This window comes from Amycolatopsis sp. N2S4-7 (genome assembly GCF_058119595.1).
The window spans coordinates 1861877-1882147 of sequence record NZ_CP172299.1 but is presented as its reverse complement, the minus strand read 5'-3'; the positions used below and the strand labels follow the sequence as shown (position 1 = coordinate 1882147).

Genomic DNA, 20271 nt, shown 5'->3' with positions numbered 1-20271 from the left:
GCGCTAGAGCAGCCCCCGGCCCGTGCGGAAGAACGCCGTCACCTCGCCGTCCAGTTCGCGCAAGGGCCGGGCCGCGCCGAAGGGGGCGTTCCAGAACTCGCCCTGGCGCGGCTCGAACGGCCCCACGTACGCGTACGGCTCACCCAGGTGACTGTCGCCCGGGGAGACGCCGTAGTTCACCTCCTCCAGGGTGATCGCGACGTCGAAGTGCTCCGGCCACAGCACCGGTGTCACCTCCGGGGCGAACTCGCGCAGCGCCCGCTCACCCTCGGCGAAGGCCGCCAGCAGGGCCTTCAGCGCGTCCGCGTCGAAGGTGATCGTCTCGGACGGCCGGACACCGGGGCCGCCGGAGTAGACGCCCGCGGGTTCCCCCGCCTCGAGCCCCGCCTCCGCCGCCACCTCGGTGTACCGGCGCCCGGCCAGCGTCACCCGCGTCCGGCCCGCGACGAGTTCGCCCCCTTCCACGCGCAGCGCCGGCCCGGCGACCGTCGCGAAGCCGCCGTCGGTCACGCGGAGGTCGATGCGCCCGGTCGCCCGGTGCTGCGGGCCGGCCAGCAGCAGCTCCGCGACGCCGTGCAGGGACCGTCTCGTGGGTTCCCAGTCCATCCGGACTCCTCGTGTCACGCCCGGGAGGGTTCCGGGCACTGAACCCCAGTGTTCCCGAACCCTGATCGCCCCGGCGGCGGCACCGTCCATTCCGGACGGCCGCCGGATCCTGTTCGACACGGCCAAGAAGCGCGGCCTGCGGTGCGCTCGACGCCGTGGGGGAAGACCGGTTCGCCGAGCGATCGCCCGGCTCGGGGGACCGCCGCCGGAGCCGCGGCTGATCCGTCCACATCGGACTGAGCTGGGGCTCGGGAACCGCATCGGTTACGAATCGATGATTGCCGATTCTTCGCACTCCAGGCGCGCCCAGACGACCTTGCCGTCGTCGTGGTGGCTCACGCCCCAGACGAGGGAGAGCTGGTCGACGAGCAGGAGTCCCCGGCCACCGCTGCGGCCGGGGACCCGCAGGCGCGGTTCGCCGGTCCCGACGTCGGCGACGGCCACGGTCACCTCGCACGGGTCGTGGGCCCGGTGGATCCGCAGCTGGTACGGCCCGCCGGCGTGCACGTAGGCGTTCTCCAGCAGCTCCCCGACGACGATCAGCGCATCGACCCGGTGTGCCTCGGTGAGCGACGCCAGCCGGGCCTCGGCCCACCGGCGCGCGGCGGCCAGACCCGAGGGGTCGGTTCCGGCCACGTTCAGCACCTGCCAGCCCGGTTCGCTGGTCGTGCCCCAGTTCACTGCCACCGTGCGACTCCTCCTTCCTCGCAGAGCTACCCCGGATCGCGCCGGTTACTCCTCCGCGCGGCCGATTTCGGTGGGCGCGTCATGGGGTGGCCGCCGGTCAACGGCCGGGCCGGGCGGTGCCGGGATGCTCCGCGCGGCCGATTTCGGTGGGCGCGCGGCGCGGCCCCGCCGTCCCCGCTCGGACGTCGGGGCCGCGTCATGGGGTGGCCGCCGGTCAACGGCCGGGCCGGGTGGTGCCGGGATCCTCGGGCGGCTGCGGGGAGCTGAACTGGCCGCCGGCGGGCAGGTAGGCCGTGCCGGCGTCGGGCGTGCCGGGCTGGGCCGGGGGCTCGCCGGCCGGGGTCGAGGCGCGGGCGAAGTCCCGGCGCGTGGCGTCGTCCGGCCGGCCTTCGGCACCGCGGCGGGCGTGCGCCGGGGTCCCGCCGGTGTCCTCGGCGTGGTGGCGCATGGCGGGGATTTCGTGCTCGGCGCGGTCCAGCCAGCGCTCCCACCGCGACCGCATCGGCGTGACCAGGCCACCGCCGACCCCGACGACGGCGATGCCGCCGACGGTCGCCAGGACGGCGATCAGCACCGGCGTGGTGACCGTGGTCGCGATGCCGACCTGGTTCAGCGCGGCGATGATGCCCAGCGCCCAGACGAACACCGAGGCGATGGTGGCGACGACGCGCCCGGAGGAGACGCCGCCCAGCGTCGAGCCGATGAGGTTCTTCACCGCGGCGGCGATGGCGCCGGCCACGACGATGATGACGATCGCGACGATCGCCCGCGGCAGCCACGCCACGATGGCGGTCAGCAGGTCCGAGACGGGGTTGGGGCCCCAGACCCCGAAGGCGATCTGCAGCGCGATCAGCAGGATCGCGTAGTAGACGATCTTCGCGACGACGTCCGAGGCGTCCATCGACGACCGTTCGAGGGCGGTCTTCAGGCCGCCGCGCTCGACGAGCCGGTCGAACCCGACCCGTTCGAGGACCTTGTCGACCAGCTTCCCGAGCGCTTTCGCAACGATCCAGCCGATCACCAGGATGATCAGGAAGGCCAGCAGTTTCGGCACGAACGTCGCGACCGCGCGCCAGGCGTCGGAGATGCCGCCCTGCACGTCGACCGCGGCCAGGCGGAGGGGCCCGGCTGCAGAGGGGGTGTCCATGGCTCGGTGTTCCTTTCCCGGGGACGTCGAACGGGGGGTGATGACCGCATTCCCGTCGATACGCGCAGTAAACGGGCACCTCACCCGCCCGGAGGATCTTGCGTCCCGATCGGTGCAGGTCAGCGCCGTGTGATCAGTTGAGCCCGCTGCGCCAGAGGAAGGCGTCACGCAAAGCGGTGATGAGGGCTTCGTCGTCGCCTTCGCTGGGCCGGTCGCCCATGGGCAGCCAGACCTCTTCGTGCGGGAAGCCGGCGCTGACGCGGGTGAGAGTGACACCGGAGTAGGAAAACGTCTCGTGGCCGCCGTCGACATCGGGAACGGAGACGCGCCGGGACTCCGCCCGGACGAGCACCTGCCGCTGGTCGTTCATGTCGCGTATCTTCCCGGAACCGAGGGTTCGTGCCGCTGTCCAGGATAGACAACCGACGCGGGGAGCGCTTTCAGGCGAACAGTGGATTCTCGTTCACCTCAGTTCAAAACCCACTGTGGCACAACATCTCCGCTGATACCCGGGGCGGGCACGGCGCGCTCCGAGGGGGGAGGGAGAGCGCGCCATGTCCGTACTTGAAACGGTACGCCTCCGGCGGGGCGGCGGCGGGGAGACCACTCGTACGCCGGAGCAGCGCACAGTGACCGGCGGGCTCGCTTTCCGTGGCTGCCCACGGAAAGCCGCCGCCGGGGGTGGGGGAACCGGCCCGCGCCGTTCCGGTGCGGACGCCGCGGCCGGGGAACCTCGAGCCGTCCCGGAGTTCGGTGACCGAGCGCGTTTCCCGCCACGCCTGCCGTGGCAGCACCCCGCTCCGGCGGCTGTCGTGCGCGCCGCGATTCTCGCGCGGCGGACGGCGAAAACCCGCCCGTCGCCCCAGTTTGCTCGTCGAATGCCGGGCTTTCCGCCGATCTCCTGCCTGAAAGGCTGTGTGGCACACGGTTTTCCCTTCGATAAGGGCCGTCGAGCGCTGTTTCGTCTGCCGACCAGGTGCTCTTCTGGTGGGTGGCGGTGCTTCGCTGTCCGGTTACTGTGCGCGAACTCCTCCGTAGGCGAATTGCCCGGTACCTATCTTTTGTCCTGTCCGACGAAAGTCGGTACCGCCGGTTCCCGCCGCGGATCACCCTCGAGCGGACCGGCCCCTTCGTGGCCGGCTACCCCCACCGTGGCCGGCGTGGCCACCCCTCGCGCCGGCCTTCCCCCCGCGAAAGTGAGTTACCGGCATGCGCAGAACGTCCCCGGGACACCACCTGCTCGCCCGCTCCGCCACCGCACTGGTGGCCGCCGTCGCGGCCATCGGCTTCTTCGCCCCCGCCGGCGCCACCGCGACCACCATCGACGGCTACTCGGCCACCGTCCAGGCCGAGGCGGTCGCTTCCCTCGCCGCGGAGGCCGGGATCAGCGAATCCGCCGCCGTCGCCCTGCTGCGCACGCAGCCGGCGAGCGCCGAAACCCTGCACCAGGTCACCGCCTCCCTCGGCGCCCGCGCCGCCGGCGGTTACCTCGACGCCGCCGCCCAGCCGGTGGTGAACGTGCTCGACCAGGCCGCCGCGGATCAGGCCCGGCGCGGCGGGGCGCAGGCCCGGCTGGTCAAGCACTCGAGCGCCGCACTGGCGAGCGCGCAGGACGCCCTGCAGGCGCTGCCCGTGGTCGCGCACACCTCGGTCGGTCTCGACCCGAAGACCAACCAGGTCGTGCTGACCGTGGCGGACGCGGCCAAGGGCACCGAAGCCCTGCTGAGGGCCGCCGAATCGCTCGGCGACCGGGTCCGGGTCGAGCGGGTCGCCGGCGAGATGCACACCGCGATCTACAACGGCGAAGCCATCACCGGCGGCGGCACCCGCTGCTCGGTCGGCTTCAACACCAACCGCGGCGGCCAGAACTACATCGTCGACGCCGGCCACTGCACCCGGGCGGTGTCGCAGTGGAACGTCGGTCCGTCGCAGGGCTCGAGCTTCCCGAACAACGACTACGGGCTGATCCGCAACACCACCGGCAGCGCGCCCGGCGCGGTCACCCTGTGGAACGGTTCCACCCAGCGGATCAGCTCGGCCGGCACCGCGACCGTCGGGCAGCGGATCAGCAAGAGCGGCAGCACCTCCCACCTCACGTCGGGCTCGGTGCAGCGGCTCAACGTCACGGTGAACTACGCCGAGGGCTCGGTCTACCAGCTGATCCAGACGAACGCGCTGGTCAACCCCGGTGACTCGGGCGGCTGCCTGTTCGCCGGCAGCGTCGGCCTCGGCATCACCTCCGGCAAGGGCAGCGGGACCTCCTACTTCCAGCCGGTCGGCGAGGCGCTGAGCGCGTACGGCGTCACCTTGAACTGACGATCCTTCGGCGGCCGTCGTCAGTCGCGGCGGCGGCCGCCGAAGAGCAACCGGTAGCCGACGAGGATGATCAGGGCGCCCAGGATCGCCAGGCCCCAGGTGCGCAGGTCGAAGAACGTGCCGAGCTGCGTGTGGAAGAGGGTCTTGCCGACCCAGCCGCCGACGAACGCGCCGGCGACGCCGAGCAGCATCGTGATGATGCAGCCGCCGGGGTCCTTGCCCGGCATGAGGGCCTTCGCGATCACCCCGGCGATGAGGCCGAGCACGATCCAGCTGAGAATGCCCACCGCATGTCCTCTCGTCTGCGTCTTCCGAGGGCCCAGGATGGCACACGTCCACTGTGGAACGCCGTGCGACGTGCGGAGGTGCCGGTTTTGTCGGACCCCCCGGGTAGCTTCGGACGCATGGTGCTGTCCAAGGAAGAACGCGAAGAGTTCCTGGCGCAACCCCACGTCGGTGCGCTGTCGGTCGTCGAGCGGCCCGATCGTGCCCCGCTGACCGTCCCCATCTGGTACCAGTACACGCCGGGCGGTGAGCTGTGGGTGCGCACCCCGCCCGGGACGCGGAAGGCGCGGGCGATCGAGGTGGCCGGCCGGTTCAGCCTGCTGGTGCAGCGCACCGAGCCGACGGTCCGCTACGTCTCGGTGGAGGGGCCGGTGACCCGGACCGCCCCGGACGACGACGAGCGCGCGCGGGAGATGGCGGCGCGCTACCTGGCCCCGGACAAGGTCGACGGTTTCCTGGCGTTCGAACGGGACCGGATCGGCGAGCACGTCGTCGTGTTCCTGCGACCGGAGAACTGGCTGTCGGCCGACCTCGGCCCGGGCTGAGCGGCGGCGGCTCAGGCGGTGAACCCGCCGTCGACCGGGAGGACCACCCCGCTGAGGTGACTCGCCCGGTCGCTCAGCAGGAACGCCGCCGTCGCGCCGACCTCCGGGCCCGTGCCCGCCTTCCGCAGCGGCGTGGCGGCGATCCGCGCCTCCACGCCGCCCGGGATCGTGCGGCGGAGTTCGTCGAGCATCGGCGTCTCCGTCGGGCCCGGGGCGAGCACGTTGACGCGGATGCCGAGCGGCCCGAAGTCGTGCGCGGCGGTCCGGGTCAGGCCGATCACGGCGTGCTTCGTCGCCTGGTACGCGCCCATGCCGGAGCTGCCGCGCAGGCCGCCGATGCTGCTCACGTTGACGATCGAGCCGGAGCCCCGCGGTTCCATCACGCGCACCTCTTCGCGCAGGCACAGCCACGTGCCCTTGACGTTCACGGCCATGATCCGGTCGAAGTCCGCTTCGGGCACCGCGTCGAGGCGCCCGCCCTGGCCCATCGCCGCGTTGTTGAACGCGCCGTCGAGCCGGCCGAACCGCTCGACCGTCGCGTCGACGAAGGCGGTCACGCTCTCCGCGGAGGAAACGTCGCCGGTCGTGTAGGCGACGTCGTGGCCGGAGAGCTCCGAGGCGAGTTTCGCCAGCGGCTCTTCGGTGCGGGCCACGAGCATCACCGACGCACCGTCGGCAGCGAACACCCGGGCCGCGTCGGCGCCGATGCCCGAGCCGGCCCCGACGACCAGGACCACTTTTCCCGTCAGCAGGCTCATGCCTCTCCTCCTCGCAGCGCCAGCATCGCCCGGGCGTCGGCCGGGGTGGCGATGGGCTTGCCCAGTTCCTCGACGACCGCCCGGATCTTGCGCACCTGCTGGGCGTTGCTCTCGGCGAGCCGGCCCTTGCCCAGCCACAGGCTGTCTTCCAGGCCCACGCGCACGTGGCCGCCGAGCCACGCGCTGTGCGTGCCGAAGCTCAGCTGGTCGCGGCCGGCGGCGAAGGCCGAGAAGAAGTAGTCGGCACCGAAGAGCTTGTCGGCGATCCGCACCATGTGCTCCAGGTTCGCGTGGTCGGCGCCGATCCCGCCGAGGACGCCGAACACGCCCTGGATCAGCAGCGGCGGTTTCGCCAGGCCGAGGTCGGCGAAGTGGGCCAGCGAGTACAGGTGCCCGATGTCGTAGCACTCGTACTCGAACCGCGTCCCGGACTCGCCGAGCGTCCGCAGCGTGTGCTCGATCTGGTCGAAGGTGTTCACGAACGGGCGGGCGTAGGTGTTGAGCACATAGGGTTTCTCCCAGTCGTGCTGCCACCGCGTCACCTTGCCGGCGATGCCCGAGCAGACGAAGTTCATCGACCCCATGTTCATCGACGCGAGCTCCGGCCGCAGCCGGTACGCGGCCGCGAGCCGCTCGTCCATCGTCATCGACGAGGCGCCGCCGGTGGTGATGTTGACGACGGCGTCGGTCTGCGCGCTGATCCGCCCGACGATCTTCTCGAACACCTCCGGCTCGGCGGTCGGCCGCCCGTCCGGCTCCCGGGCGTGCAGGTGCACGACGGCCGACCCGGCCTCGATGGCTTCCAAAGCCGAGTCGGCCACTGCGTCGGCGGACAGCGGCAGGTACGGGCTCTGCGACGGGACGTGCACCGACCCCGTGATCGCGGTGGTGATGATGACCTTTTCGGCCGTGCGCATCAGTTCTCCTCTTCGTGCTCAGCCCGTCGGCGCGTCGGCCGTGGCTTTGCGGAACGCCTTGACCAGGTCCCGCGCGGCCTCGGCCAGCATCGTCGTGTCGTTGCTGAGCAGGACGAAGTCGCAGCCGTCGCGGACTGCCTGGGTTGCGCGGCCGGGTGCGCCGCCGAAGGCCAGGCCGCAGCGCTTGCCGGCGTCGTGCGCCGCCGAGATCGCCGAGGCGATCAGGTCGAGCACGTCGGGCGAGGTGGGGGTCGACCCCATCGACATCGCCAGGTCGGCCGCGCCGACGAACACCGCGTCCACTGTGTCCAGTGCCAGCATCCCCGGGGCGGCCTTGATCGCCTCGACGCTTTCCAGCTGCGGGATGCAGAGGACGTCGTCGTTGCCGGCCGCCAGGTACTCGGCGTTCGGGCGCAGCCCCCACGCCCCGGCCCGGCTGGTGCCGCCGGCACCGCGGGCGCCGTCGGGCGGGAACCGGCACGCCCGCCCGACGGCGGCCGCCTCCTCGACCGTGTCGACGTGCGGGACGAGGATGCCCATGGCGCCTGCGTCGAGGATCTTCTGGATCGTCGACGGCGTCTTGTCCGGCACCCGCACGAGCGGCACCACGCCCAGCGCGGCGGCGGAGTTGACGAGCCGGTACGCGGTCTGCAGGTCCAGTGGCGCGTGTTCGAGGTCGACGACGACGAAGTCGAACCCGGCGAACGCCATGATCTCGACCGGCTCGCCCGAGGCGATCTTCAGCCAGGTGCCCACGGGAGTGGCGGCGCGGCCGAACAGCCCGCCCCCGGTGCGCCCGTTCACGGCATCGGGTAGTCGTCGGCGTTCAGGACCCAGCCCGGTTTCTCCGAGAAGTCCCGCCGGGGCGGGCTGAAGACGTCGATCAGCTGGTTCACGCCGGGATCGCTCGCCGCGGAGGTGTGCACGGCCGGCGGCGGGATGATCGCGACGGACGGGCTGCCGAGCCGCACGTGCTCGTCTTCGCGCCAGGTGGTGCTGTCGGTCAGCCACGGCGTGCGGATGTGGTGGACGTATTCCCCTTGCACGGCCAGGGAAAGCTGCTCGAAGTCGTCGTGGTGGTGCGGCGAGAGCTTGCGCGGGTCGCGGGGGCCGTCCTGCGGTGGCAGGAAGTTCACCATGAACGAGCGCGTGCGGAAGATCCGCCCGAACCGCTTCGGGTCGTCCGGCACCCGCGACAGCGGGTAGAACCGGACGCGCGGGCCGGCGGGTTCCGGCCAGCGCTCCAGCAGCGTGACGCGCGGGTGGTCCTCGGTGTAGGCGCCGGCGTTGACCGCCCGGTCCCGCCAGGCCGGTTCCGTCGCCTCGACCAGCCGGACCAGCGGGCCGTCGCCGTGCACGCCGATCCGCGAAGCTCCCGGCGGGACCACGACGAGCCCGGGTTCCGTGATCCGGGTGGCGCCGTCGTCGGTCAGGACGGTGAAGGCGGGGGAGCCGCCGGTGACGATGACGGCGAGTTCTCCTTCCAGGGTCCCGTTGTCGAGGTCGTCGCCGTCCCGCGCCTGCGTGTGGACGAGGATGACGTTCTGCGCCCGGACGACGGAAGCCGTGCGCAGGTCGAAGTACTGCGGTGCCGCGATCGGGTCGCCGGTGCCGGGCCGGGCCGCCGTCGCCAGCGACGAGCGGGGATCGTCCTTTTCGTACACGGGAAGGTCCTTTCAGGCGTCGAGGTTCAGCAGGTAGCCGGGGTTGTCGCGGACCATGCGCCGCAGGTCCTTCTCCGGCAGGCCGAGGTCGAGCAGCGCCTCGCCGACCCGAAGCCAGGCGTCGACCGGCTTGGGGTTGGCCCGCTGGCCGAAGTCCGAGGCCAGCACCGTGTGCTCGGGGCCGAGCGTTTCGATCCAGGTCAGCAGCTGCTTCGGGTCCCACTTCTGGGTGCCCTCGGGGTCGTACATGCCGACCTCGTGCTCGACGAACGCGCCGAGTTCGACGAGTTCCCGGCAGAGCGCCGGATCCGCGCCGATCACGAAGTCGGGGTGGCTGACGGCCATCCGCGTGATGCCGCGTTCCTTCGCGGCCTGGAACAGCGTGCGGATGTACTCCGGGTACATGTGCCCGCCGTTGACGACGGCTTCCTGGTCCTTGATCTCGTCGAGGATCTCGCCCGCCTCGGGCTTGAGGTTGCCGTTCCCGTCGACGACGTCGATGCGCTCGAGGGTCAGCGGCACGGTGGTGGTCGGGAAGGCGCCGTCTTCGGGGTGGCACTCGATGTGCCGGCCGGAGGAGATGGTGGGGAACCAGACGACCTTGCCGCCCATGCGCAGGCACATCCGGACGGCGTGCACGTTGAGCCCGCCGACGGTGCTGTTCAGCGCGATCCCGCCGAAGGCCTCCGCGGCGACGCCGGCGAAGCGGCCCTTCATCGCGAGGATGTCCATCTGGGTGTTGTGGTGGTGGGACTTGGCGACCATGGCCCGCATCCCGATCCGGGCGCCGTCTTCCGCGGCCTCGACGTGGTCGAAGCGCCGGGGGAACGGGCTGGGGCCGGAGTGGACGTGCATGTCGACCAGGCCGTCCAGGACCGAGGCGATGGCGGGGCGCGGGCTCATGGGTCGCCTTTCGTTCGCATTATGAAGTCACAGTTCACTATAAGACCGCCTGTCAACCCTGTGACCGCTCTTGTGCATCGCGGGACGCATGTTTAGGGTGACGTGCGTTCACTTGGTGAACATTCAGTTCGGAACTCCCGGAGGACGACGATGTCCACACCGCCCCGCTCCGCAGAGACGGCCGCTCGTCCCGGTACCCCGCACGGTCCGGACATCGCCAAGGTCCGCGCCGCGGTCCGCGGCGGGACGCTCGCCTACTTCGTCGACCAGTTCGACATCTACCTGCCGATCGTCGTGCTGGCGCCGGCGACGGCGTACTTCCAGGCGGCGAACCTGAGCGCGAGCACGACGGCGCTGCTGGCGTCGCTGGTGTTCGCGTCGACGCTGATCGGCCGCCCGCTCGGCGCGGTGATCTTCGGCCACTTCGCCGACACGGTCGGGCGCAAGCGCACGACGCTGGTCGCGGTGGGCGGGTTCGGCACGATCACGCTGCTGACCGCGTGCCTGCCCGGGCACGAGACGATCGGGATGTGGTCGGTCGGCCTGCTGATCGCGCTGCGGTTCGTGGACGGGATCTTCCTCGGCGGCGAGTACACGACCGCCGTGCCGCTGGCGATGGAGTGGAGCCCGAAGCACAAGCGCGGTCTCTACGCGTCGATCATCACGTCGACGTCACCGGCCGCGTACGCCATGATCGCCGCGATCACGCTGCTGATGCTGCAGCTGCTGCCGTCCGCCGGCCTGCACAGCGCCTACGTGCAGTGGGGCTGGCGGGTGCCGTTCCTCGTCGGCGCCGTGCTGGCGGCCGTGCTGTTCCGGTACTACCAGAAGCAGGTGCACGAGCCGCCGGCCGAGCTCACCGGCGAGAAGCACAAGCTCCCGCTGGTGCGGCTGGTGGTGAAGTACCCGCGGGCGCTGGCGCAGGTGTTCGTGCTGATGACCGGCACGTGGCTGGCGACCAACATGGAGGCCGCGGTGACGCCCGCGCAGCTGAAGGCGCACCTCCAGCTGTCGAGCAAGGAGGTCACGATGACGATGCTCGTGATCAACGCGGCGGCCGCGCTGTCCTACCCGCTCTTCGGCCTGCTGTCCCAGCGCATCGGGCGCCGGCGCTTCTACATCGGCTACGGCCTGGCGGTCCTGGTGATCGGCGCCGGCTCGTACACGCTCCTGATGACGTCGGACGGCGGTTTCGGCGCGGCGCTCGGCTTCGGCGTGCTGATCGGGGTCTTCACGGTCGGCACGTTCGGCCCGATCGCGGCGTACCTGACCGAGCGGTTCCCGGCGAGCATCCGCTCGACCGGTTACGGCGTGGGGTACAGCTTGGCGCTCATCGCCCCGGCGTTCTACCAGTTCTATTTGCAGCGGTTCGACGGAGTCATGCCGGCCCACCTGGCCCCGGGAGTGCTGATCGTCCTGGCCGGAGCCCTGATCAGCCTCGGCGGCTTCCTCGGCCCGGAGACGAAGGACGTCGACATGGCCGACGACAGCACGATTCCCGCACTGTCCTGAGTGGACGAGAGGGCGGCTGGACCGCTCGCTCGTGAGGGCGTGTCGACCACGACGCGCCCGGCGGCCACCTGGTCCTCGGCAGCATGACCCTCGGCGACCCGGCCGTCGCAGCGCGGATCGCCCCCCCCGTGCGGGGGATGCTCCTCGGCAGCGCTAGCCCGCGTCGCGGCGGCTAGACCGCCCGCTGGACGTCGTCGGGGCGGTAGTGGCCGCCCAGTTCGTGGGTCAGCTCGCGGGCCGTGTCGACCACGACGCGCAGCTCGGGTGTGTCGGCGGCCATCGAGAGCGTGTTGTCCGGGCCGACGATCGCCAGGGTGGCGCAGATGCCGTACTCGTCGAAGACCGGCGCCGCCACCGCGACGATGCCGGGGGTGCTCATCGCCGAGCAGTGGCCGACCTCGCGGACCCGCTCGACGTCGGCGCGCAGCTCGTCCCGCGCCGCGCCCGACAGGTTCGCGATCAGCCGCTCCATCGACAGCTGGTCGGCGTGGTAGGCGAGGAACACCTTGCTCTGCGCGGTGTCCAGCGGCAGGTGGCTGCCGACCCGCACCGACACCACGACGATCGTCGAGACGTTCTCCTCGACCCGGGACACCACCGGGCCGGTGAGGCCCCAGAGGCTGAGCACCACGCTGGTCTGCGTCGCGCGCGACAGCGCCTGCATGTGCCGCGGCGCCAGGTTGACGACGCGGCGGTGGCCGATGGCGAACGCGCCGAGCTGCAGCAGCAGGCCGCCGGGCACGTAACCGCCGTCGGGGCTGCGCTCCAGCAGCCCGGCCGCGACGAGGGACGTGCAGTACCGGTACGCAGTGGTGCGGTTGAGGCTGAGCCGCTCGGCGACCTGGGCCGCGGTGACTTCGGGTGTGGCCGGCTCGAACAACGACAGGATCTGGCTGACCCGGCTCACCGCCTGGATGTCCGCCTGGTCGCCGCGGGCGTCCGGGGACCGCGTCGGTTTGGTCACGGGAGCCTCCGCCGGGACGTCTGGTACCGCTGTTCACTTCGTGAACACGTCCGTCAGGCTACCGGACCGTCAATCCATCGGATCAATGTCGGCGGCCTCCGAAAGGGAATGCGCCGTGAGGACCGAGCAAAGTCGCTGTCCAACAGTCAGCCGTGACATCTCCACGACATTCCTTGTCAACTGGTCAGGTCTAGACATCCGATGGATCGCCGACCTAGTCTGGCCAGCGTCCACCCCGCCTCGCCGCCGCCGGGTTCGTGGCCGCGGTCCGTCACGAGGAGCGTCATGCCGATCCGCGGTCTGGTCCTCGCCGTCACCCTCGTCGCCGGTGCCCTGACGGTGGTTTCCCCGGCTGCCGCGGACGACGGCTGCGGCGGGCCGATCCGCCCCGCGAGCATCATGACCGTCCAGGCGTGCGACAGCCCCGCCCGGATCGTGGCCAAGGCCGCGGCGGTCGTCCCGCGGGCGGGGCAGCTCGCCTGGCAGCAGCGGCCCGTCACCGCCTTCACCCACTTCGGGATGAACACCTTCACCGACCGCGAATGGGGTTCCGGTGCCGAGCGGGAGTCCGCCTTCGCGCCACCGGTTGTCGACACGGACCAGTGGATGCGGTCCCTGAAGGCCGCCGGGGTCACGCAGGTGATGCTGACGGCCAAGCACCACGACGGCTTCGTCCTCTACCCGACCCGCTACACCAACCACTCGGTGGTCGCGAGCCCGTGGTGGGTGACCCCGGGCTGCACCGACGCTGCCCGCGACGCGGCGGAGGCGGCGCGCGCGACGGACCCGGCCGCGTACTGGCGGACGCGGAACACCCCGTGCGCCAACCCGCGTGGCGACGTCCTGCGCGACTACGTCGACTCCGCGCGGGCGGCCGGGCTCAAGGTCGGTGTCTACCTCTCACCCGCCGACGGGGCCGAGCTGCCGAAGCAGTTCTTCGCCGACGAGGTGCGGCGGATCGAGGCCGAGGTCGCCGCCGGGCAGCCGCTGAGCATCGAAGAACAGGCCACCTACGAAGACCGGGCGAGCGCGCCCCAGGGGCAGGGCCGCTACGGCACGAACAGCCCGGTCACCCGCCGCACGATCCCGACGCTGGTGCCCGGCGACGACCGCGCGGGCGCCCTCGCGGCCGGGAAGCTGCCGCGCTTCACTGTCGACGAAGACGACTACAACACCTACTACCTCAACCAGCTCTACGAGCTGTTCACCCAGTACGGCCCGATCGACGAGCTGTGGCTGGACGGCGCGAACCCCTGGCGCGACCGCGGGATCGGCGAGACCTACGACTTCACCACGTGGTTCCGGCTGATCCACGCGCTGTCCCCGGACACCGTCACCTTCGCCGGGCCCGCGGGCGTGCGCTGGGTCGGCACCGAGGCCGGGCAGGCGCGGGAGACGGAGTGGAGCCCGCTGCCGACGACCGGCGACCCGAACACCGCGCACAACGAAGAGCTGTTCCTCGGCGGTGCGACCGCGACCGACCTCGGCTCGCGCCAGGTGCTCGCCGACCCGTCGGTGCGGTACCTGCAGTGGGCGCCCGCCGAGTCCGACGTCTCGATCCGGCCCGGCTGGTTCTACCACCCCGACGAGCAGCCGAAGTCCCCGGCGCAGCTGGTCGAGATCCACCGCCGCACGGTCGGGCGGAACTCGTCGCTGCTGCTCAACGTCCCGCCCGGCCCGGACGGCCGGATCGCCGTCGCCGACACGGCGGCGCTGGCCGGCTTCGGCGAGGCGATCGCCCGGACGCAGGCGCGCAACCTCGCGGCCGGAGCCCTCGGCGCCGTCACCGATTCCTCGCTCACGACCGCGTGGTCGCCCCCGCACCGGGCGCTCACCGGCACCCTCGACCTCCGGCTGCCGCGGCCCGCGACGTTCGACCAGGTCCGCCTCGGCGAGGACATCACGCGCGGCCAGCACGTCGAAGGCGCGCTGGTGCAGGCGGAGGTCGGCGGGGCCTGGCAGACCCTGGCCTCCGTGACGACCATCGGCTACACCCGGCTGGTCACCCTGCCCGCGCCGGTCACCGCCGCCCACCTGCGTGTCGTCGTCACGCAGTCCCGCGCGACCCCGCACCTCGCCACCTTCGCGCTCTACCGCACCGTGCCCGCCGCCTGAGAGGGAGCCATGACCGCCCGCCGCAGAGCCCTGTTCGCCGCCGTCGTGGTGGCCGCCACCCTCACCGCCGCCGGACCCGCCACCGCGAGCGGCCCGTTGCCGCCGGTTTCGCCGACCCCGCAGCAGATCACCCGGTCCGCCCCGGACCTGGCCGTGCCGTCGTCGGTCGTGCTCGTCACCGACGGCAGCACCGACGCCGCGGCGAAAGACCTGCTCACGTCGTTGTTGCGCGAGCACGGCGTCCGGCGGATCACCGGCAGCGGCCACGGGCTCGCCGTCCGCCTCGGCGGCGCCGGCCAGGACGTCCCGGAGCAGGCCGAGGGCTACGCGCTCGACGTGTCCCGCTCCGGGATCACGATCGCCGGGCGCGACGGCGCCGGGCAGTACTACGGCGTGCAGACGCTGCGGCAGCTGTTCGTCCGGTCGGGACCCGGCTGGGCGGTGCGCGGCGCGGCCGTGCGCGACTGGCCGAACATGGCGCTGCGCGGGTCGATCGAAGGCTTCTACGGTCCACCGTGGACGACCGCGGACCGGCTGCGGCAGCTCGCGTTCCTCGGCGAGGTGAAGGCGAACACCTACATCTACAGCGCGAAGGACGACACCTACCTGCGTGCGCGGTGGCGTGATCCGTACCCGCGGGAGGAACTCGGCACGCTCGGCGAGCTCGTGCGGTCGGCGGACGCCCACCACGTCGACTTCACCTACGCGCTCTCGCCCGGCGTGTCGATCTGCTTCTCCTCGCCGGCCGACCTGGCCGCGGTCGAGGCGAAGTTCCAGGCGGTGTACGACCTCGGCGTCCGGTCGTTCTCGATGCCGTTCGACGACATCTCCTACACGAAGTGGAACTGCGACGCCGACCAGGCGGCCTTCGGCGCGCCGGGGCAGGGCGCGGCGGGCCGGGCCCAGGTCTCGCTGCTGAACACGATCACCGGGGAGTTCGTCAAGACCCACGACGGCGTCCGGCCGCTGCAGACCGTGCCGACCGAGTACAGCGACCTGAAGGACTCGCCGTACAAGACCGAGCTGCGGGAGCACCTCGACCCGTCGGTGGTCGTGCAGTGGACCGGGACCGACGTCGTCCCGCCCAGCGTGACCACGGACGAGGCCGCCCAGGTGTCCGCCGTGTACGGCCGCAAGGTGTTCCTCTGGGACAACTACCCGGTCAACGACTACGAGCAGTCGGCGGGCCGGCTGCTCCTCGCGCCCTACGCCCAGCGGGAGGCCGGGCTTTCCCGCTACCTCAACGGGATCGTCGCCAATCCGATGAACCAGGAGGCGGCCAGCGAGGTCGCCGAGTTCGGGGCCGCGGACTTCGCCTGGAACGACGCGGGGTACGCGCCGGAGAGGTCCTGGCCGCGGGCCCTCGCCCGGCTCGCGGGCGGTGACCCGCGCGCGACGGCGGCGTTGACGGTGTTCGCCGACCTCGAACACCTGGCGCCGACGTTCGGCCCGGTGCCGTGGCAGCCCCAGGCGCCGGTCCTCGCCGCGAAGACCGCCGCGTTCTGGGCCCGCTGGAACGCGGGGGACCACCGGGCGCTGACCGACCTGCGCGCGTACGCGGTCCGGATCCGCGACGCGGCCGGCGTGATCCGCGGCGGTGCGGTGCAGAGCGCGTTCGTCGCCGATGCCGGCCCGTGGCTCGACGCCACGGCGTTGTGGGGCGAGGCGATGGTGACCCGGCTCGACGCGCTGTCCGCCGCGGCGAGGGGCGACCGCGCCCGCGCCGAGCGGCTGACCGCGGCCGCCGACACCCTCGTGACGCGGGCGGAGGCGGTCAAGACCGGCGACACCAACCGGTGGGGCGTCCGGCAGGCCCTCGTCGGCGACGGCGTCCTCGACACCTTCCTCGACCGGCTGCGGGAGCGGTCATGACCTCGGTGAGCAGGCGGAGTTTCCTCGGGGGAGCGGCGGCGATCACGGCGAGCGCGGTGCTCGCCGCCCCGGCCGGTGCCGCGGGCCGGCGCGGGCTGAGCGTGTCCGGCGACCGGTTCCTCCTCGACGGCAAGCCGTTCCGGATCGTCTCCGGTGCGATCCACTACTTCCGGATCCACCCCGATCAGTGGCGTGACCGCCTGGAACGGCTGAAGGCGCTGGGGCTCAACACGATCGAGACGTACGTGGCGTGGAACTTCCACCAGCCGAAGCCCGGGCGCGCCGACTTCGGCGGGTGGCGCGACCTGCCCGCGTTCGTCCGCCTGGCCGGCGACCTCGGGTTCCAGGTCATCGTGCGGCCGAGCCCGTACATCTGCGCCGAATGGGAGTTCGGCGGGCTGCCGTCGTGGCTGCTGGCCGACCGCGACCTGGAACTGCGCTGCGCCGATCCGGCGTACCTGAAGGCCGTGGACGCCTGGTACGACCAGCTGATCCCGCGGCTGGTGCCGCTGGAAGCCGCGCACGGCGGGCCGATCGTCGCCGTGCAGATCGAGAACGAGTACGGCAGCTACGGCAACGACACGAGCTACCTCGCGCACCTGCGGGACGGCCTGCGCGCCCGCGGCCTGACCAGCCTGCTGTTCGCGGCCGACGGCGCATCCGAGTTCTTCATGCGCTTCGGCTCCCTGCCGGGCACCCTGGAGGCCGGGACCGGCGACGGCGATCCGCGCTCCGGCATCGAGGCGGTCCGGCGGTTCCAGCCGGGCCGGCCGGTGCTGATGGCCGAGTACTGGGACGGCTGGTTCGACCACTGGGGCGAGGAGCACCACACGCGCGACGCTGCGCAGATGGCGTCCTATGTGGACACGCTGCTCGCCACCGGCGCGTCGGTGAACCTCTACATGGCCTGTGGCGGCACGAACTTCGGGTTCACCAGCGGGGCCAACACCTCGGGCACGACGTACCAGCCGACGGTCACCAGCTACGACTACGACTCCCCGGTCGGCGAGGCCGGCGACACGAGCGCGAAGTTCACCGCCCTGCGTCCGGTCCTGGCGAAGTACACTCGGACGCCCGTGGGGCCGGTGCCCGGCCGCTCCGCGCGGCTGCCCGCGCAGACGGTGACCCCCACCGGTGCCGCGTCGCTGCTCGAAGCCCTTCCGGTGCTGTCGAAGCCGGTCCGATCCGCGCAACCGCTGCCGATGGAACGCGTCGGGCAGGCCACCGGCCTCATCCACTACCGCACCACGGTGCCGGGACCGCACTCGGGAACGCTCGGCATCCACGGGCTCGCCGACCGCGCCCTGGTCTTCGCCGACGGGCAGGAGATCGGCGTGCTGGACCGCAACCAGCCGGCCGCGACGCTGGACCTGAAGCTGGAGAAGGCCGCCACGCGGCTGGACATCCTGGTCGACGCGATGGGCCGGGTGAACTACGGCCCCTACCTGGCCGACCGCAAGGGCATCGACGGCTGGGTCGCGATGAACACCCAGCAGAAGCTCTTCGGCTGGGAGACCCGCCCGCTCCCGCTCGACGACCTGTCCCGGCTCCGGTTTTCGCCGGGGACGCCGGCGGGACCGGCGTTCCACCGCGCGACGGCCGTGATCGCCGACCCCGCCGACGGCTTCCTCGCCCTGCCCGGCTGGGAGAAGGGGGTCGTCTGGCTCAACGGCTTCAACCTGGGCCGCTACTGGAAGGTCGGCCCGCAACGGACGTTGTACGCGCCGAAGCCGTTGTGGCGCAGGGGAGAGAACGAGATCGTGGTGCTCGAGCTGCACCGGCCGGGCCCGGCGATCGAGATCCGCCCGGAAGCCGATCTGGGCTGACGCCGGGGGTTATCGTCTCGGCTCGTACCGCATCGCCACCGCGCCCGAGCCGAACTCCTGGCGGCTCACCAGCTTCAGGTCGACGTGCTTCGACAGGCCCGCGAACAACGTCGGCCCGTGGCCCGCCAGCCTGGGCTGCACGACGAACTCGTACTCGTCGATCAAGCCGAGCTCCGCCAACGCCAGCGGGAGCCGCAGCCCGCCCACGAACAGTCCCCGGCCCGGCTGCCGCTTGAGCTGCCGGACGGCCTCGCCCAGATCCCCGCGCACGAGCTCCGCGTTCCAGCCGACCTGCTCGAGGGTGCTCGACACGACGTACTTCTTCGCCGCGTCGATCATCCGGGCGAAGGGTTCCATCCAGCCGGGTCTCGTCCCGGCCGGCGCCGGCGGCCGCCACGCCGATTCCATCATTTCGTACGTCACCCGGCCGAAGAGGAGTGCATCGGCCCGGCCGAGGTTCTCGGTGTGGTGGCGGTGCAGCTCTTCGTCCGGGGTGATCGCGCGGTGGTCGCAGCACCCGTCCAGCGTGACGTTGATGGAGTATCGGAGGGGACGCACCGGGTTGTCGCGGGTGGTCATCGGCGTGCTCTCCTCCCGGCTCCGGGTGTTCCCCCGTCCGAAGCGGCCAGACTACCTCAACCGGCGTAGGTGGCCTGCCGCACCGCGAAGACGTTGCGGTTGCCCGCGCCTTCCTGCAGCGTCCACAGCAGATCGGCGGTGGTGTCGTCCTCCCAGTACGAGATGCTCTCTCCGCTGCCCACCCACGCGTACGTGGCCGGGCCGGTGGCGGGGGCCCAGTAGTAGAGCGTCTTCTGGCCGGAGGAGTTGAACCACCAGCGCCCGTTGTGCGAGGCCACGCCGTTGAGGTTGTACCAGGGCAGCTGCAGGGCCTGGCTCGCCGTCGTCGAGGCGGCGAACGTCGTCGCGCCGGGCGCGAACGGGTAGCGGATCGCCCGCGGCGCGCGATCGGGGTAGGCCGAGCAGCCGGACTGGCAGGTGTACTCCGCCATGACGATCGACTTGCTGACCCGGTCGAGGGAGATCGACGACCACGCCAGGTTCGTCCCCGAAGTCGTGTTCGACGTGATCGTGCCGACCTGCGGCAGGACGTAGGCGTAGTTGTGGGCGTAGTAGACACCGGAGGACTGGCGGCCGATCTGGTCTGCGGTGCCGCCGGTGTTCGTCTTGAGGATCTTGCGCATGTCGAAGACCCGCATGCCGTGCCCGGTGTCGGCGACGTAGAGGTAGTCGCCGTACCACGACACGCCGCCGGCGTGGATCGGGATGTCCTTGAAGTCCGGCGCCGCCGCCGTCCCGGTGGGCTCGACGAGCAGGACCTTGCGGTACTGGTTCGGGTAGGTGGCGTCCCAGTCGACGAGGGTGATGCGGCTGCGCTGCTGGGCGCCGTCACAGCCGTCCTTGGTGTACCAGCTGACCAGGACGAGCTGGTGGCCGTCGTAGGTGCCGCCGTTCGCCGTCCCGGCCGCGTCCCGGCTGGTCGTGATGCCCTGCGGGTAGTTCGCGCAGTCGGCGTTGTCGCCGCTGTCGAACCGGAACCCGCCGGAGAGCCCGGGGACCGAGAACGACGACGGCAGTGCCGTGCGGTCGTGGTTCGCGTTGTCCATCACGGTGTGGACGGCCGCTGTACCCAGCGTCGAGACGAGAGCGGTGTCGACCGTGTCGAACCGGTGGTAGTCGGCGCTCAAGGTGTACTGCCCGGCGGGCAGGGTGACCGGCCCGGCGGCGGCGACGGCCGCGCCCGGCGCGACGAGCGACCCCGCGAGCAGCCCGGCGGCGAGCGCGGTGCCGGTGAGACGGCGGCGCAGTGACATGAGACCCCCAGTAGTCCGATCAATGCCCGGACCCACGCTAGGCTCGGCCCCGGTGAATCCGCAACACCTTCGCCGTGCGGGCCGGTGAACTTCCGGCGTCTCACATTGAGACGTGCGCGAAACGGACGGCGTGCTGTGATCCAGACGTCGAAAGGGGACTGGTCCGATGGCCGAGCACACCGAGCACGAAGCCGGGCCCGAGCCCGAGCCGACGGGCGACGAGCACCAGGCGTGCCTCGAGCGCGCCCGCCGCACCCTGGTCCTCGCCGGCTGGCAGGTCGAGACCGAGCGCGTCGGCGGCCTGCCGCCGGGGTGATCCGGC

Annotated in this window: 20 protein-coding genes; 7 read left to right on the top strand and 13 right to left on the bottom strand. The window is 71.8% G+C overall.

The features are described 5' to 3' along the window. Positions 1-3: 3 nt before the first annotated feature. The 4 genes from ACH54P_RS08620 to ACH54P_RS08605 form a co-directional block, all read right to left on the bottom strand. Positions 4-606, bottom strand: a complete 603-nt coding sequence (locus ACH54P_RS08620; protein ID WP_489911812.1) for a hypothetical protein — start codon at positions 604-606, stop codon at positions 4-6. A 264-nt stretch (positions 607-870) separates the two neighbouring features. Then, positions 871-1293, bottom strand: a complete 423-nt coding sequence (locus ACH54P_RS08615; protein ID WP_489911811.1) for an ATP-binding protein — start codon at positions 1291-1293, stop codon at positions 871-873. 214 nt (positions 1294-1507) lie between these two features. Then, complete coding sequence (locus ACH54P_RS08610; protein WP_489911810.1) at positions 1508-2440, bottom strand: mechanosensitive ion channel family protein; 933 nt, start codon at positions 2438-2440, stop codon at positions 1508-1510. A gap of 133 nt (positions 2441-2573) precedes the next feature. Next, on the bottom strand, positions 2574-2810 hold the full coding sequence (locus ACH54P_RS08605; RefSeq protein WP_489911809.1) for a hypothetical protein: 237 nt from the start codon (positions 2808-2810) through the stop codon (positions 2574-2576). A gap of 839 nt (positions 2811-3649) precedes the next feature. Here ACH54P_RS08605 and ACH54P_RS08600 point away from each other — a divergent pair. After that, positions 3650-4756: a S1 family peptidase gene (locus ACH54P_RS08600; RefSeq protein ID WP_489911808.1), complete on the top strand. Its 1107-nt coding sequence runs from the start codon at positions 3650-3652 to the stop codon at positions 4754-4756. 20 nt (positions 4757-4776) lie between these two features. Here the strand turns inward: ACH54P_RS08600 and ACH54P_RS08595 are convergent, their stop codons facing one another. Then, positions 4777-5043: a GlsB/YeaQ/YmgE family stress response membrane protein gene (locus ACH54P_RS08595; RefSeq protein ID WP_489911807.1), complete on the bottom strand. Its 267-nt coding sequence runs from the start codon at positions 5041-5043 to the stop codon at positions 4777-4779. Positions 5044-5160: 117 nt separating this feature from the next. Here ACH54P_RS08595 and ACH54P_RS08590 point away from each other — a divergent pair, with 117 nt between their 5' ends. Beyond that, complete coding sequence (locus tag ACH54P_RS08590; protein WP_489911806.1) at positions 5161-5586, top strand: pyridoxamine 5'-phosphate oxidase family protein; 426 nt, start codon at positions 5161-5163, stop codon at positions 5584-5586. An 11-nt stretch (positions 5587-5597) separates the two neighbouring features. Here ACH54P_RS08590 and ACH54P_RS08585 read toward each other — a convergent pair whose 3' ends face one another. The 5 genes from ACH54P_RS08585 to ACH54P_RS08565 are packed head-to-tail and all read right to left on the bottom strand — an operon-like array spanning position 5598 to position 9828. Continuing rightward, positions 5598-6344 carry an SDR family NAD(P)-dependent oxidoreductase gene (locus ACH54P_RS08585; protein WP_489911805.1) on the bottom strand — a complete coding sequence of 249 codons (747 nt, stop codon included), beginning with the start codon at positions 6342-6344 and terminating at the stop codon, positions 5598-5600. Beyond that, positions 6341-7261 carry a 3,5-dioxohexanoate:acetyl-CoA acetone transferase gene (kce, locus tag ACH54P_RS08580; RefSeq protein WP_489911804.1) on the bottom strand — a complete coding sequence of 307 codons (921 nt, stop codon included), beginning with the start codon at positions 7259-7261 and terminating at the stop codon, positions 6341-6343. Before kce ends, ACH54P_RS08585 begins: the two co-directional genes overlap by 4 nt. Before the next feature lie 18 nt (positions 7262-7279). Continuing rightward, positions 7280-8065, bottom strand: coding sequence for an HpcH/HpaI aldolase family protein (locus ACH54P_RS08575; RefSeq protein WP_489911803.1), 786 nt, complete (start codon positions 8063-8065; stop codon positions 7280-7282). Further along, positions 8062-8925, bottom strand: coding sequence for a cupin domain-containing protein (locus ACH54P_RS08570; RefSeq protein WP_489911802.1), 864 nt, complete (start codon positions 8923-8925; stop codon positions 8062-8064). The genes ACH54P_RS08575 and ACH54P_RS08570 overlap by 4 nt, the downstream gene beginning before the upstream one ends. Before the next feature lie 12 nt (positions 8926-8937). Continuing rightward, positions 8938-9828, bottom strand: coding sequence for a DUF6282 family protein (locus ACH54P_RS08565; RefSeq protein WP_489911801.1), 891 nt, complete (start codon positions 9826-9828; stop codon positions 8938-8940). Positions 9829-9978: 150 nt separating this feature from the next. Between ACH54P_RS08565 and ACH54P_RS08560 the strand changes: the two genes are divergently transcribed. After that, positions 9979-11340 carry an MFS transporter gene (locus tag ACH54P_RS08560; protein ID WP_489911800.1) on the top strand — a complete coding sequence of 454 codons (1362 nt, stop codon included), beginning with the start codon at positions 9979-9981 and terminating at the stop codon, positions 11338-11340. Between the two features lie 172 nt (positions 11341-11512). On the opposite strand, the gene ACH54P_RS08555 is transcribed toward ACH54P_RS08560, so the two are convergent. Continuing rightward, positions 11513-12304, bottom strand: a complete 792-nt coding sequence (locus ACH54P_RS08555; RefSeq protein WP_489911799.1) for an IclR family transcriptional regulator — start codon at positions 12302-12304, stop codon at positions 11513-11515. A gap of 285 nt (positions 12305-12589) precedes the next feature. Between ACH54P_RS08555 and ACH54P_RS08550 the strand changes: the two genes are divergently transcribed. Genes ACH54P_RS08550 through ACH54P_RS08540 form a run of 3 tightly spaced genes read left to right on the top strand, consistent with a single transcriptional unit; the run spans position 12590 to position 18117 of the window. Beyond that, positions 12590-14419, top strand: coding sequence for an alpha-L-fucosidase (locus ACH54P_RS08550; RefSeq protein ID WP_489911798.1), 1830 nt, complete (start codon positions 12590-12592; stop codon positions 14417-14419). Between the two features lie 9 nt (positions 14420-14428). After that, positions 14429-16291 carry a glycoside hydrolase family 84 protein gene (locus ACH54P_RS08545; protein WP_489911797.1) on the top strand — a complete coding sequence of 621 codons (1863 nt, stop codon included), beginning with the start codon at positions 14429-14431 and terminating at the stop codon, positions 16289-16291. Next, positions 16288-18117, top strand: a complete 1830-nt coding sequence (locus ACH54P_RS08540) for a glycoside hydrolase family 35 protein (RefSeq protein ID WP_489911796.1) — start codon at positions 16288-16290, stop codon at positions 18115-18117. Before ACH54P_RS08545 ends, ACH54P_RS08540 begins: the two co-directional genes overlap by 4 nt. Before the next feature lie 9 nt (positions 18118-18126). Here the strand turns inward: ACH54P_RS08540 and ACH54P_RS08535 are convergent, their stop codons facing one another. Together ACH54P_RS08535 and ACH54P_RS08530 are read right to left on the bottom strand one after the other, a co-directional pair. Then, the gene (locus ACH54P_RS08535) at positions 18127-18696 is read right to left on the bottom strand and encodes a dihydrofolate reductase family protein (RefSeq protein WP_489911795.1); all 570 of its coding nucleotides are present in this window, start codon (positions 18694-18696) and stop codon (positions 18127-18129) included. Between the two features lie 56 nt (positions 18697-18752). Continuing rightward, on the bottom strand, positions 18753-19949 hold the full coding sequence (locus ACH54P_RS08530) for a hypothetical protein (RefSeq protein ID WP_489911794.1): 1197 nt from the start codon (positions 19947-19949) through the stop codon (positions 18753-18755). 166 nt (positions 19950-20115) lie between these two features. Here ACH54P_RS08530 and ACH54P_RS08525 point away from each other — a divergent pair, with 166 nt between their 5' ends. Then, positions 20116-20265, top strand: coding sequence for a hypothetical protein (locus ACH54P_RS08525; RefSeq protein ID WP_489911793.1), 150 nt, complete (start codon positions 20116-20118; stop codon positions 20263-20265). Positions 20266-20271 lie beyond the last annotated feature (6 nt).

Bases quoted from the DNA above. Each gene is read 5' to 3' on its own strand.
- ACH54P_RS08560 (WP_489911800.1), top strand. From the start codon at position 9,979: ATGTCCACACCGCCCCGCTCCGCAGAGACGGCCGCTCGTCCCGGTACC.
- ACH54P_RS08545 (WP_489911797.1), top strand. From the start codon at position 14,429: ATGACCGCCCGCCGCAGAGCCCTGTTCGCCGCCGTCGTGGTGGCCGCC.
- ACH54P_RS08590 (WP_489911806.1), top strand. From the start codon at position 5,161: ATGGTGCTGTCCAAGGAAGAACGCGAAGAGTTCCTGGCGCAACCCCAC.
- kce (WP_489911804.1), bottom strand. From the start codon at position 7,261: ATGCGCACGGCCGAAAAGGTCATCATCACCACCGCGATCACGGGGTCG.
- ACH54P_RS08535 (WP_489911795.1), bottom strand. From the start codon at position 18,696: ATGACCACCCGCGACAACCCGGTGCGTCCCCTCCGATACTCCATCAAC.
- ACH54P_RS08610 (WP_489911810.1), bottom strand. From the start codon at position 2,440: ATGGACACCCCCTCTGCAGCCGGGCCCCTCCGCCTGGCCGCGGTCGAC.
- ACH54P_RS08565 (WP_489911801.1), bottom strand. From the start codon at position 9,828: ATGAGCCCGCGCCCCGCCATCGCCTCGGTCCTGGACGGCCTGGTCGAC.
- ACH54P_RS08620 (WP_489911812.1), bottom strand. From the start codon at position 606: ATGGACTGGGAACCCACGAGACGGTCCCTGCACGGCGTCGCGGAGCTG.
- ACH54P_RS08600 (WP_489911808.1), top strand. From the start codon at position 3,650: ATGCGCAGAACGTCCCCGGGACACCACCTGCTCGCCCGCTCCGCCACC.
- ACH54P_RS08585 (WP_489911805.1), bottom strand. From the start codon at position 6,344: ATGAGCCTGCTGACGGGAAAAGTGGTCCTGGTCGTCGGGGCCGGCTCG.
- ACH54P_RS08605 (WP_489911809.1), bottom strand. From the start codon at position 2,810: ATGAACGACCAGCGGCAGGTGCTCGTCCGGGCGGAGTCCCGGCGCGTC.
- ACH54P_RS08525 (WP_489911793.1), top strand. From the start codon at position 20,116: ATGGCCGAGCACACCGAGCACGAAGCCGGGCCCGAGCCCGAGCCGACG.
- ACH54P_RS08550 (WP_489911798.1), top strand. From the start codon at position 12,590: ATGCCGATCCGCGGTCTGGTCCTCGCCGTCACCCTCGTCGCCGGTGCC.
- ACH54P_RS08530 (WP_489911794.1), bottom strand. From the start codon at position 19,949: ATGTCACTGCGCCGCCGTCTCACCGGCACCGCGCTCGCCGCCGGGCTG.
- ACH54P_RS08540 (WP_489911796.1), top strand. From the start codon at position 16,288: ATGACCTCGGTGAGCAGGCGGAGTTTCCTCGGGGGAGCGGCGGCGATC.